The organism is Paenibacillus sp. BR2-3, assembly GCF_046529485.1.
Taxonomy (GTDB): Bacteria; Bacillota; Bacilli; order Paenibacillales; family Paenibacillaceae; genus Paenibacillus_AQ.
Genome location: NZ_CP126311.1, coordinates 2,237,021 through 2,249,602, shown reverse-complemented (window position 1 = coordinate 2,249,602; position 12,582 = coordinate 2,237,021). Strand labels below are relative to the sequence as shown.

The window sequence follows — 12,582 nt, the reverse complement described above, 5'->3', positions numbered from 1 at the left end:
CTATTACAGGTTAACCTCTTCTTCCCGTTTCAAAAAACGAAAAGGAGATCGGTTGTTGGCTCTCGCTACCTTCCCCATACCCCCGTACCATAATATGGCCATTAACGGGATAATGAACCAGATCCAATAGTTAGCGGTTGTATTAAGAATAAAATCATATATCCCGTGCCATAACCAAGGCAGAAGCAAGGATATTAAAAGAATTCTGCGGGTTCTGATTCCCTGCGAAAATTTGGCCCTGCCCATGTGATAGCCCATGATGACACCGAACATAGCATGTCCTGAAACGGGCAGCAGCGCCCTTAAAAACATGGAGCCGAGTGAGGCATGGCTATACCAGGCGTACATGACATTCTCTATCGTTGCAAAGCCGAGCGAAATAGCCACGGCGTATAGTATCCCATCGTATGGCTCGTCAAATTCGGTATGATTGTAGATCATATGATAGAGCACAAACCATTTCAAGCCTTCTTCCACGCCGGCGGAAATGAGGAACGAATCCACATAGGAGCCGCCATCTATACCCAGCACTAGACCTCTTTGAATAATCATTACTGGAAAAACTATCAAAAAGCCCAGGAGAAAGACTTTGATGACCATATGGAGCGGCTCCTGATCATACTTGTCTTTCAAATAAAAATAGGTCAGCAAAGCGAGTCCCGGTGCTACTGCTGACGAAATGACCGATAACAAAAGCACCGAATAACCTCCCTGTCCAGGTCTCTTTACAAGATGCCCGGTATCATCCGAACCGTGACGACCGGATTGAAGACATCTTCAATCCGGACACGGACGGCTTAGTCCTGACGTTTAAAATGAGTGCACAGCAGTTGTACCGCATTCTCCGGCATAACCGTCTTACCGTATTCATCCAGCACTGCTTCAGTAACAGACGATGATTCCCCGAATTCGGCCAATACAGCGATTAGACCGATGAGAGCAGATTCCTCAAATTCCTTCGGGTCGAAGTAAAGGAACCATTTATCTTTATAAGAATACAGTTTTCCCTCGGAAGTAATATTGCCGATGAGCACATGAGCCGCTTCAATCAGAACTTCAAAATCGCGGAATGCGTATACAATGGAGTCGCTTTGTTCAAGGGTAACTTCCATTTCGTAAATCTCTTCAGGCAATTCTTCTTCCCCGGACATACCGTACTGATGGTGATCATATTTTCCCCGGGTCACTATAACGACCATTCCCTGCGCGGGCAAAGCGAACACTTCCACGGCAAGCGGACCCGTTGCGTCGAAACCAAGTTCACTGTAAGCCTGGTCCATCATTTCCGTAAAGAGGTCGTGCACCTTTGGAACTTCCTGCCACATATCTTCCTTCTGGATGCCCCGCTCGCTCAGGTCGTCAAAAGTGAGGAAAATCCGTATCTTATCTTGACTTAAACGCTCTATTCTCATGACAGGATCCTCCTTTTGCAAGCTCATTTAGTATAATGTATGATGAGTCCCGAGTAATGAGCCAAAAATGGTTACTATGTATGTATGTTATCATTTCACCGCTACAAATGCACGTAATTTAATATACAAAAAAGAATCATTTTGGAGATAATTGCATCCCCAAAATGATTCTGCAGGAGCTTAAAGAGGTTACAAACCGGGTATGGTTGTATGTGTTTCTTTAAGAATATGCTCCACTTCATGCTTGACATCAGGGTTGCTGCGGATAAAATCCTTCATCATTTTTAAATTTTCTTCCTTAGACTGAATTGGAGCGCCGTTCTTTTGAGTCGTCTGGTTGCTGCCTTGCGTGGTGCTTCCGGCCGCATTATTTGCCGAAGTGCTCCCGAAGCCGGTCATAGCCATTCCCATAATTTTATCCTTAGCCTTATCAGCGGCGCCACCCATGGAACCGTTCGATTGACCAAAAGATGACATCATTGATTTTCGTTTTTTGGACATATACATACTAGCGGCTACACCAACCATGACTCCGAACATAAATTTCGAAGATTTCATTACTCTAACCTCCTTCTATGGTAAAATCATGACTAGTGTTCGCTGAAAAATTCCGGCTCATACAGTCTAATAAAAGGAAAGCGAGATGAAAAATGTGGGTAAACAGACAGCAGTGCTCCTTTTGGCCACGTTTCTGCTGGTGTCATGCAGCAATAACAGCGGAAACGGCGGAAATGCAGCCATCCAGACAAACCAGCAGCCCACGGCGGCTGCCACATCTGTAATATCAACTTTGCCGGACCAAGAAGAAAACGGTGGTGAAGGAACTCTTTCACCGCAGCCAAGTCCGTCGGCGGTTGTACCGGCAGCTTCATCAGCTCCCCAGTCCACCGAATTAAAACCAGCAGAGGTGCCTCTTCTGTACCATATGAACAAGAATTATGACATCATCCCCAATGAGGCAGGCACGCCCAAAAAAGTTGTCCTGCTTACATTTGATGATGGCCCAAAGGAAGCAGGTATGATCAATTCCCTGTTGGATACGCTGGACAAACATAACGCCAAAGCGATATTTTTCGTAAATGGCTATCGTGTAAAAGAGCATCCTGAACTGTTAAAGCTCATTCATGACCGCGGTGGAATTATCGGTAATCACAGCTGGGATCATATTGTTCTCAAAGACAAATCCTATGCCGCCGTTAGGAAGCAGCTCGAAGATGTTCAGAATTTGGTCAAGGAGATTACAGGGGAGGTTCCCCATTTCTTCCGTCCTCCGTTTGGCGCAGGTGGCGAAGAAGGGAAAAAGGTAGCTGCAGAGTACGGAATGCTCTTTATGAACTGGTCCGTCGGTTCCCTGGACTGGGAAATGAAAGAGCAAGAAACCGGAAAAACCCAGAAGCTGATTAAGAATGTAACGGATCAGCTGCACTCCGGGAGTAATATCCTCATGCATGAGCTTCCCTGGACTGTAGAAGGTCTGGATACTCTGCTGAGTACATTGGAGAGCAAAGGCTACAGCTTTGTTGATCCACAAAGCATTGAGTTGAAAATGCGCTGATCCCGTTTCAGGAAGAAGGCTCCCGGCGTAAAGTCAGCACATGCATTTGCGCCGGACTGCGCCAGCGCAGCGGCAAATGAGAGGTGCCGAATCCGCGGCTGATCAGCACCTTGGCAAAGGCCTTTGTACCGTCACCTTTCGGCCATTGAAACATTCCGGCATCGTATGTACGATAGAATGCTTCTACATGTCTCCGTCCGATAAAGGGCAGTATTATCTGTCCGCCATGGGTGTGGCCGGCCAGTACAAGGTCCCCCGGCACAGAGCCGCTCTGAGACAGCCATAACGGATCATGCACCAGAATAATGCGGCACGGATTTTCACTTTCACTGAAGGGGAGCGGCGGCAATGGAGCGTAAGAGATCTTCCCGCTGCTTCTCGGATAATCCACCCCGGTAAGCCATAGAGTGGTATCTTCCCTCACAAAAGCCACATTCTCATCAAGCAGTAAATGGCCCCCTCTACCCCGGATGATGTTATCGACGACCGGGGTATTTGCTTTGTGGTCGTGGTTGCCATGAACAGCGTACAACGGCGCAATTGAGACAAGCAGTGCTATATTATCGGCAAACCGCTCCAAAGGGCTGTCTTTCTCCGTTAGATCACCGCCAAGAAAGACTGCATCCACTCTCCCCTTTAAGAGAGACAGCTTAGCCGATGGAAGCCGGCGGCGGTGGATATCCGTAATAAACAGGATACGAAAACCGTCAAATGGCTCCGGCAGCGAATCCAGTACTATTTCCTCGGCAATAATCTCCTTCCCATAGGCCTGGACTATCATCAAACCTGCAGCTATCACTGCCGTCAATAGCATCAGGCCTGCTGTATAAGCGAATAAGCCGGTTACCACAGGAGCGTCCTCAGCTTCGGTGCGCCTTCAATCCCCCACCAGAGCAGAAAAGCAAGCAGAATGACAAATATAAAAATCAGCGAATTAACAAACATTTTGCTTAGCCGCACCCGCTCCGAGGTATAGGTTCGTGCACGAGAAGGTGTGGCTTCTTTGTCCTGCCGTGCTCCTTCCCCCTCCATAGCCACCTTATCCGTCTTATTCGTCTTGGTACGCGACGCTGCACGGCCTGCCCTTGACAGATTACCGGCGGGTATTTCCCGTTGTGTAGAAGCTTCCTTCGGGGATGGTTCTATTGGTTTTATTTTGACAGTTGACGGAGCTTCTCCCTTATACTGTTTTTGGCGGGACTTTACCCGGCTGAGTTCCTCACTCATGATTCCCTCCTGTAGCGGATCACCAGTCCTGAGAACAGGTCGATGACGAAATGACATACGATGGGTGCCCAGAGGCTCCCTGAGTGGATATATATGTATCCAAGACCATAGCTGCTTAAAAATACCCAACCGGTTGGTATCCAGTGCCGCAAATAGCGGATATGAATAACGGCGAACAGAATACTCGTCCAGTACGGTCCGAACGCATATTGCACCGCACCCCGGAATAACGTCTCCTCACATACGGATACAATTGCAGCGATAAGTACGATATGCCAGACCGGCCGTTTGCGGAACAGAAGCTCGTTAATCCCCCCGTCATCCATGCTGTCTTCAGGTACAATATAGGTCAGCAAGAAATCCACAACCAGCATAATTCCGGCTAAAATAAGTCCCCATGCCACAAAATGTCCACTGTCCGGAAAATTTAGTACTTGAAAAGGATTTCTTTTCTGTAATAATATCCAGATCAAACCGATAATTAAGGTAAGTCCCTGTGTAATATATAGATTTAACAAAAGCAGCCGGTCCGTTAATTGCTGCGAGGTTACTTTTTTTATTTTGATATCGCCAAATTTGAATTTTTTCATTATTACCTGCCTGTTCTATATTGTTATTTACGGGTAGCTCCTACATAGAGCCAAATCTTGTCTTTTGCAGTAACTACATAACGATATCCCCTAGAAAAAGGAGCACTTATTATGAACCGTCGTACCTCCCGCACTCAAATGTTATACACACTTGGCCTACTATTTTTCCTGATTTCTGCATTCGCCGCCTTTTTTACCGGTGTGAAGGTGGGGGCAGATAAAACGGAAGACAAATATGAGCGCTTGAACAGCAGCAAAGAAGCGAAGGAATACTCCGGATCCTATCAGCAGCAGGATCTTGTTACTTTCTATCATAACGTATTTTTGCCTTACCGTGAATTCAAGCGGGATTGGAACGAGGAAGTCGATAAGCTGGCGCGGAACAACGATACCCGCGAGAACAGAGCAATTCTCAAAAATCTCGGCATACTTGCTGATAAACAATATAAAAAGGTGAACCAGGATTCGATCTTTACCAATTCGCCGCTATTGCAGGAATCACAGCTAAATATACTGAAAAGCCTAACCCTCTTTTCCCAGGCATCCGACAAGATTACTGCAGGCTCCGCAGGCAAGGAAACCGCAAAGCTTCTGAAAAGCGACTCTTTTACCTCCAGTGGTATGAAATTTGGTTTGCTGGCGCAAAAGAATTTTTATGACGCTATGCTGAGATGGGGAGCCAAAAGCAACAGCAAAATCCCGGTTGAGCTCATCGCACCAAAAACAGTGACTTTTATAGAATGGAAAAAAATGCCCCTGCTGCTTAAAAATGCAACCATCGCCAATATGATGTTGAATCGTGCGATTTACGCCGGATATGATCCTCAGGATATTACAGCCAAGGTTGATGATTTGATCTATTCTGGTACCGCCAGCACCCTGAAACTGAAGGATGTTCAGTCTTCTGCTGCAGTGCTTATCTCTACCGGTGCTGTGCAGGAGCAGGATTTCATCAAATGGCGGGAACAATATTACGCCAAGGAGACCATGCCCCAGCTTCCTTTTTTTTATGAGTAAGACTTGTTATTGCATCATAACGAAAAATGAAGACCTCTTCAAGGCGGCTGCCTAGGTAATCCATCTTACTAATCGCCTATTGACACATCTGGCATCACCATGTTACATTATGAAAAATTAATCAAGCAAAGCCGATGATGGAACAAAGATACTCAAGGTCTACAGAGAGCCGGTGGTTGGTGCAAACCGGTGGCGGACAGTTATCTTTAGCGCTCCTGAGATATTGTATCGAATTTACAGTAGGTACAATCGGATCATCTCCGTTACCAGTGTGGCCTTTACAGGCCAATGAGGCTGTGATTTTGCAATCACAGTGAATTAGGGTGGTACCACGACGACTCTCGTCCCTTACTATGGCAGTAGTATGGGGTTGAGGGTCTTTTTGTTACCCTAAATAAAGAAACATGCCGATTTCCGGGATAAGTCCGGTATTTACTGCCTGGATGCACCCTCTTTCTTTTCCGCGGCACCGCGTTGCTCCGTTGTTTAGGGAAAAGTTTTTGGATTCAGCAGCCGGAAGTGATTTTCAGGTAATGTGGAGCGTCCTATCAGGGCATCCTCAACATATTATGCTTTCAAATTTAAGGAGGAAAAGAAACCATGTTTAAAGTATTAGTATCGGATCCAATCAGCGATTTAGGCATTCAGCAATTGATGGATGCAAAGGACGTAACGGTAGATAAAAAAACAGGACTTAGCGAAGATGAACTCATCGCGATCATCGGAGAATACGACGGTCTGCTCGTGCGCAGTCAAACAACGGTTACGGACAAAATCATTGAAGCTGGCACTAACCTGAAGGTTATTGGCCGCGCCGGTGTAGGTGTAGATAATATTAAGCTTGAAGCAGCAACCCAGCGCGGTGTTGTAGTTATTAATGCTCCGGATGGCAACACCATTACGACATGTGAGCATGCTTTTGCCATGATGATGGCTTTGGCCCGTCATATTCCTCAGGCTTATGCGAAGACTATCGGGGGAACATGGGATAGAAAAACATTTCTCGGGGTGGAGCTTCGCGGCAAGACTCTGGGTGTACTAGGTATGGGGCGGATCGGCAGTGAGGTAGCCAAACGCGCCAAAGCGTTCGGTATGGACATCCTTGCTTACGACCCCTTCCTGACAGCTGATCGTGCAGAGAAAATGGAAGTAAAACTGGCCTCTGTTGACGACATTGTACGGGGATCGGATTTCATCACAGTACACACACCATTAACTCCGGAAACCCGTCATATGATCTCCCGTCCGCAGTTCGAGGTAATGAAAAAAGGCATGCGCATTGTCAACTGTGCCCGTGGCGGTGTAATTGATGAGCTGGCTTTGGTGGAAGCCATAGATAGCGGCATTGTTGCCGGAGCTGCTTTCGACGTGTTCGAGAAGGAGCCGCCACAAGCCGACCATCCTTTCCTGTCGCATCCAAAAATCATCGTAACCCCGCATTTGGGTGCATCCACCGTGGAAGCACAGGAGAACGTTGCGATTGATGTTTCGGAACAGGTGCTTCACATTCTGCGGAATGAACCGTTTATCAATGCCGTTAACATCCCTGCGGTTGCCCCAAGCGTGATGAAAAGACTTCAGCCGTATTTCAATCTTGGAGAGAAGCTCGGCAGCTTTGTCACCCAAATTACTAATGGAGCCGTCCGTGAAATTCATATTGAATATGCGGGTGACCTATCCGATGTCGATACACAGCCTTTGACCCGCTACATCGTGAAGGGTGTGCTGTCCCGTCATTTCGGCGGCGATGTAAATATTGTGAATTCCATGCATTTGGCCAAAACGCGCGATGTCAACGTGGTCGTAACCCAAGCCTCCAAAACAAAAGGCTTCACCAACCTTCTAACCGTTACTTTGAAAACAGAGAATGGCGAAGAACAGCTGGTTGCCGGTACACTCCTGCAGGGGTACGGTGAACGCATCGTGCAATTAAATAAATTCCCGGTCGATATTGCTCCGGAAGGTCACCAGATCTTCATTTCCCATAACGATAAACCGGGTATCATCGGTTTGGTGGGTACGCTGCTCGGGCAAAATGATGTCAATATTGCCTCCATGCAGGTAGGCCGCAAAATTGTCGGCGGTGCCGCAATCATGCTCCTGACAGTTGACAAAGCCGTTCCAACTGAGGTGCTTGTGAAATTGGCCGGATTACCGGAAATCAACACAGCCGAGGAAGTTATCCTTCTGTAGACGTTATAGTCACCAGAAAAATAGGGGGGTGTCCCAAAAGCCATGTAAATGGCTAGGGACACCCTCGTTGTTTTTGGAGTAGGATTACGGTCTTGGTTTATTGTGGACGCTCCGCGAACGGACCGTTGTTCCAATCGCTGTGCTCTCCAGATTTTATTTATTTCCCTTAACGGTAAAAATCCGGAGACCAAGGCGACCGCTGCCGCTTTTCCACAATCGTTCCGTCCTCTCCGCTGCTTTGAGCAGAAAAAGTTTCGACAATCTCCTTCTAAAATCACAAAAAATGAAACCGTCCTTTGGTAAAATGGAAGTACCACCAACCATCCTAAAAGGAGCAATTTCTCTGTACATTCTATATCCCATAGCCTTTGTACACTCGGCTTTCAGGGGACAACCATGACAGCCGGTACTGCGGTAATGGCGTTGCCGGAGTTCATATCCACTATCTAATTGTTTTCTTACTCTCATAGCAAAAATGAAGCGTTGTTCCGGCCGCACACGTCCACGTATCTTCGACTTCGTTGTACGTCCAGTTCTCCATCTTTCCAATGTTTTCTTTCCATGTCTTGCTCTTTTCTTTGTGGTAGTTGCCGTATTTAACCACGGCCTTGATCTCTTCGCTTTCCAAGTAGGATTCTCCCGAATGGCTTTGGCGATTTGCCGGGAGGAATAGATGCGCTGGGTGTAGACGTAGATCATGACTTTGGTGAGCATTTTGGGATGGTAGCTATCGCGGCCGCCGCCGGGGTAGGCTGCGTCAAAGATGGTATCGTCCAGTCGATTTACGGCGGCGTTAACGACACGAACGAGGTGATGGGGTGGAAGATCTTCTTCTAAATCCATTGGCAGGTAAAGTTGGTCTATGGTATATAGAATGTACAGAGAAATTGCTCCTTTTAGGATGGTTGGTGGTACTTCCATTTTACCAAAGGACGGTTTCTTTTTTTGTGATTTTAAAGAGGATTGTCGAAACTTTTTCTGCTTAAAGCAGCGGAGAGGACGGAACGATTGTGGAAAAGCGGTAGCGGTCGCCTTTGTCCCCGGATTTTCACCGCTAAGGAGAATAAATAAAATCTGGGGACAACAGCGATTGGAACAACGGTCCGTTCGCGGAGCGTCCACAGCAAGCGTCAATGTACATCCTACTCGAAAAACAACGGGGATACCCAAAGCCATTTATATGGCTTATGGGACACCCCCTATTTTTATACCACTTTAAAGATTTATGATTTATGTCAATTCTTACAATAGACCTCGGCTCCCAAAAACACCTATAATATTACAATAGTCAACATAATTAAGGGGGATCTGTTTGTTATGGCCTGGATGAACAAGCTTGCGTTAAAAGAAAGAATCATTGCCGGATGTTTTATGGTTGCCGCGTTGTTCGCTGTTCCTGTTTTGATTGCATTTTTGATTATAGGTAAAGCATTTGCAGGAATTATCCTGGTAGCTTTACTTGGCGGTCTCACATACCCTCTTTCCCGCTACATTGAGAGAACGCTTACATCATCCTTTGACGACATTTCCAATATCTCGCACACGATCGCGAAAGGAGACTTTACTTCCAGAGCTGATGAGACAGGCTCTATGGGCGATATAAGCCGCTCGTTCAACAGTATGATTGATAAACTCAAGAAAATCCTTACAGAAGCCTCACAGATTACCCGCCAGGTAACGGATGCAAGCCGCGGGATAGAGAATAAGAATCAGGATTTGAAAATTGTAATGGCTCAAGTCGCTTCATCCTCCAATGAACTGGCTCTCGGAGCGAATGAAATATCCGTTGATATTGCCGATATGGCGGAATCTATAAAAGACATAGAGACTAAAGTATCCAACTACACAAGTTCAACGAAAGAAATGAACAAACGTTCAATACATACGCTGGATCTGGTTGAAAAAGGCAGACATTCTGTAGATACCCAAGCTGCCGGAATGCGGAAAAATATCGATGCTACCGAAAAAGTAGCGCAGACCATCGAGGCCCTCTCCCAAAATGCCAAAGGCATAACGATGATTACAAAGACGATTACAGAGATTGCCGAGCAGACCAACCTCCTCTCGCTGAATGCTTCCATAGAAGCGGCACGGGCCGGGGAACATGGACGAGGCTTTGCCGTCGTTGCCCAGGAGGTTCGTAAGCTTGCTGAAGAATCTACCGCCTCCACGAAAGAAGTGTTCGGTCTCGTAAGGAGTATCGAGAATGATATCAAGCAAGCCATTGAGAATATCTCCATCAATGAAGAAGTCGTGCAAATACAAAATGAGATGATTGTTGAAACCGCCCAGATTTTTGCCCAGATTGTACAAAGTGTTCAGTATATAACCGAGCAAATTTCTTCGTTCTCTGCAGAAAGCGACAGCATGCTGGAGAGTGCGCAGAAAATCTCCGGCGCTATTCAAAATATTTCAGCAATCACTGAGCAAACTGCTGCCGGAACCGAGGAAGTTTCAGCGGCAATGAACGAACAAATTCATGCGCTTCAAGCGGTAGCCGATGAAACTGAAATTATGACCCGTTCCGTACTTCAACTGCAAAAGACTATCCATGTCTTTAAGTTTTAAATAGAATCTAATTTTCCTAATTTATTCACATTCTTCGTCAAATTTCGAGCTATTATGTATAATTTTATTGACAAAGGTGCTCGAGGAATATATTGTAAAGGAAAATTATTCTTCTTTGAAATTCACAAATTTATATGGGCAAAATTCTCGAAAGAGAATGACGCAAAGCCATGGATCTACAGCCTCGGTAATTAATGGGGTCATGACTGCCAGGTTGCTGAAAAACCAGAATGACTGGATTATTTATGCGGTCTCTACGGCGATTTGTGCTACCAACCTGTGCTCTGTATTTGAGCACAGGTTTTATTTTTTTAATTTTATAGGTCTGACGATTTCTATTCGATGGATCGATAATTTAATCTACATAAATTCACTTGTGAGGTGTAACTTTTGAAGACAGTCGCAGATTACATGGCAGAAGCACTACGTAACCTCGGAGTAACCCATGCCTTTGGAATCATAGGTAAATCTATTTGTCCTGCAGCTTTAAAGATGGTGGATTATGGAATTGAGTTTATCCCTGGGAGACATGAATCAAGCTCCGGGTTCGAAGCCTCCGGTTACGCTCTAAAAACCGGAAATCTCGGAGTAGCTTTTGGTACCTCTGGCCCAGGAGGCACTAATTTGCTCACCGCAGCAGCGCATGCTAAAGCTAATAACTTACCTGTCTTATTCATTACCGGTCACCAGTCCATTAAAGAACTAGGAATTCCACAATGCCAGGATTCGTCCTCTTATCTTGCTGATCTGGCAGAGATGTTCAGACCTGCTACATTGTTTAGTAAGCTTGTTGAACGCGGCGACCACTTCGGCACCATTTTTAATCATGCGATTTCAATTGCACTGAGCGGCAAGCGTGGACCTGTTCATCTTTGTTTACCTTTTGATGTTCAGACGGAACGGCTTGAAGAATGCAATATTATTATCCCGGAGCGGGAATTCCTCGTAAGTTTTGCTAACATTGATCGTGTAATTTCGGCCATTAATAACTCCATTAATCCCTTAATTATTGCCGGTAAAGGTGTTAATCGGTCTGAAGCCCATGTGGAGCTGATTCAATTAGCTGAAATCTTTAATATTCCTATCGTGACCTCGCCTGGAGGTAAAGGAGCTATTCCTTGGGATCACCCGTTGTATCACGGTCCGATCGGTGTCGGGGGATGCAAACACGGTGAAGATCTACTGAACCATAGTGATTTATATATCGTTCTGGGATCACGGTTAAGCGATATGACCATCTGTAATCTGGGGCGGGAGAATCATCCGGCGACATTGATTCAGTTTGACAGCGATCCTACCTTTGTCGGAAAAATATTAACCTCCAAGACCATACAGGTAACCGGAGATCTTCGCCAAAACCTGAGGCTGTATATCAATAATATTAATCCTGACACTGTTACTAAACGCGAAACCGTGCCTGTAGATTATACGGAAGAGCTCCCTGTCCTCCCCAAGCTCTCACTGGCATCGGTACTAAGCACTATGAGTGATCTAATCCCTTATAATAATACAGTGTTCGTCGACGATGGAAGTCACGGTTTCAATGCTGTCAAATGGTACAAGGTGAAGAAACCAGGCAGCCTGGTTTTTGATGCTTACTTTGCTTGCATGGGCAATGCGATCGGCATGGCCATTGGAGCCAAGGTGGCCTCACCCGCTGAAACGATTTTCTGCATCACAGGCGACGGCTGCTTTATGATGCTGGGGACAGAGATTAATACAGCCGTGTGTAAAGATATCCCTGTCATCTTTATCGTTGTGAATAATATGCAACTGGATATGGCGCTAAAAGGTATGGAGAAAACTACAGGCCGAAATGATGGGACTATATTCGAAGTACCTATGGATGTTGTAAAATTCGCTGAATCATTGGGCGCTACCGGCTTTAAGTGTGAGACTGCAGAACAATTTGCTTCAGCAATTAGAGAAGCTGTCGCTTTGAATGCTGTGGCCGTCATCGAATTGTTAACTGACCGTGACGAAGTCCCCCCAACCGCACACCGTACACTAAATCTCTAGA

At 46.0% G+C, this 12,582-nt stretch carries 13 protein-coding genes, 1 riboswitch and 1 other annotated feature; of the genes, 6 read left to right on the top strand and 7 right to left on the bottom strand.

The features are described from left to right. Nucleotides 1-3 precede the first annotated feature (3 nt). The 3 genes from prsW to PaeBR_RS10680 form a co-directional block, all read right to left on the bottom strand. Nucleotides 4-699 (bottom strand): glutamic-type intramembrane protease PrsW, encoded by a 696-nt coding sequence (gene prsW / locus PaeBR_RS10690; protein WP_410514784.1) that lies wholly within the window; start codon nucleotides 697-699, stop codon nucleotides 4-6. A gap of 98 nt (nucleotides 700-797) precedes the next feature. Further along, nucleotides 798-1,412: a genetic competence negative regulator gene (locus tag PaeBR_RS10685; protein WP_410514783.1), complete on the bottom strand. Its 615-nt coding sequence runs from the start codon at nucleotides 1,410-1,412 to the stop codon at nucleotides 798-800. 189 nt (nucleotides 1,413-1,601) lie between these two features. Then, on the bottom strand, nucleotides 1,602-1,970 hold the full coding sequence (locus tag PaeBR_RS10680; RefSeq protein ID WP_410514782.1) for a hypothetical protein: 369 nt from the start codon (nucleotides 1,968-1,970) through the stop codon (nucleotides 1,602-1,604). An 85-nt stretch (nucleotides 1,971-2,055) separates the two neighbouring features. Between PaeBR_RS10680 and PaeBR_RS10675 the strand changes: the two genes are divergently transcribed. After that, nucleotides 2,056-2,967: a polysaccharide deacetylase family protein gene (locus PaeBR_RS10675; protein ID WP_410514781.1), complete on the top strand. Its 912-nt coding sequence runs from the start codon at nucleotides 2,056-2,058 to the stop codon at nucleotides 2,965-2,967. Between the two features lie 7 nt (nucleotides 2,968-2,974). On the opposite strand, the gene PaeBR_RS10670 is transcribed toward PaeBR_RS10675, so the two are convergent. The 3 genes from PaeBR_RS10670 to PaeBR_RS10660 are packed head-to-tail and all read right to left on the bottom strand — an operon-like array spanning nucleotide 2,975 to nucleotide 4,784. Beyond that, on the bottom strand, nucleotides 2,975-3,766 hold the full coding sequence (locus tag PaeBR_RS10670; protein ID WP_410515151.1) for a metallophosphoesterase: 792 nt from the start codon (nucleotides 3,764-3,766) through the stop codon (nucleotides 2,975-2,977). 44 nt (nucleotides 3,767-3,810) lie between these two features. After that, nucleotides 3,811-4,194, bottom strand: coding sequence for a hypothetical protein (locus PaeBR_RS10665; protein WP_410514780.1), 384 nt, complete (start codon nucleotides 4,192-4,194; stop codon nucleotides 3,811-3,813). Continuing rightward, nucleotides 4,191-4,784, bottom strand: a complete 594-nt coding sequence (locus tag PaeBR_RS10660; protein WP_410514779.1) for a CPBP family intramembrane glutamic endopeptidase — start codon at nucleotides 4,782-4,784, stop codon at nucleotides 4,191-4,193. Before PaeBR_RS10660 ends, PaeBR_RS10665 begins: the two co-directional genes overlap by 4 nt. A gap of 111 nt (nucleotides 4,785-4,895) precedes the next feature. Here PaeBR_RS10660 and PaeBR_RS10655 point away from each other — a divergent pair, with 111 nt between their 5' ends. Together PaeBR_RS10655 and serA are read left to right on the top strand one after the other, a co-directional pair. Further along, nucleotides 4,896-5,801 (top strand): hypothetical protein, encoded by a 906-nt coding sequence (locus PaeBR_RS10655; protein ID WP_410514778.1) that lies wholly within the window; start codon nucleotides 4,896-4,898, stop codon nucleotides 5,799-5,801. Between the two features lie 125 nt (nucleotides 5,802-5,926). Further along, nucleotides 5,927-6,153: a binding site (T-box leader), on the top strand. Nucleotides 6,154-6,401: 248 nt separating this feature from the next. Beyond that, nucleotides 6,402-7,994 carry a phosphoglycerate dehydrogenase gene (gene serA, locus PaeBR_RS10650; protein WP_410514777.1) on the top strand — a complete coding sequence of 531 codons (1,593 nt, stop codon included), beginning with the start codon at nucleotides 6,402-6,404 and terminating at the stop codon, nucleotides 7,992-7,994. A gap of 153 nt (nucleotides 7,995-8,147) precedes the next feature. On the opposite strand, the gene PaeBR_RS10645 is transcribed toward serA, so the two are convergent. After that, nucleotides 8,148-8,693, bottom strand: coding sequence for a hypothetical protein (locus PaeBR_RS10645; protein ID WP_410515150.1), 546 nt, complete (start codon nucleotides 8,691-8,693; stop codon nucleotides 8,148-8,150). On the opposite strand from PaeBR_RS10645, the gene PaeBR_RS10640 reads away from it, so the two are divergent. The 3 genes from PaeBR_RS10640 to PaeBR_RS10630 all read left to right on the top strand — a co-directional run bounded on the left by PaeBR_RS10640 (nucleotide 8,652) and on the right by PaeBR_RS10630 (nucleotide 12,581). Beyond that, nucleotides 8,652-8,831 carry a hypothetical protein gene (locus PaeBR_RS10640; RefSeq protein WP_410515308.1) on the top strand — a complete coding sequence of 60 codons (180 nt, stop codon included), beginning with the start codon at nucleotides 8,652-8,654 and terminating at the stop codon, nucleotides 8,829-8,831. The two genes, PaeBR_RS10645 and PaeBR_RS10640, sit on opposite strands and share 42 nt — an antisense overlap. A gap of 480 nt (nucleotides 8,832-9,311) precedes the next feature. Beyond that, nucleotides 9,312-10,562, top strand: a complete 1,251-nt coding sequence (locus PaeBR_RS10635) for a methyl-accepting chemotaxis protein (protein ID WP_410514776.1) — start codon at nucleotides 9,312-9,314, stop codon at nucleotides 10,560-10,562. Nucleotides 10,563-10,689: 127 nt separating this feature from the next. Then, nucleotides 10,690-10,784, top strand: a riboswitch (cyclic di-GMP riboswitch). A gap of 168 nt (nucleotides 10,785-10,952) precedes the next feature. Then, nucleotides 10,953-12,581, top strand: a complete 1,629-nt coding sequence (locus PaeBR_RS10630; protein WP_410514775.1) for a thiamine pyrophosphate-binding protein — start codon at nucleotides 10,953-10,955, stop codon at nucleotides 12,579-12,581. Nucleotide 12,582: the final 1 nt, after the last annotated feature.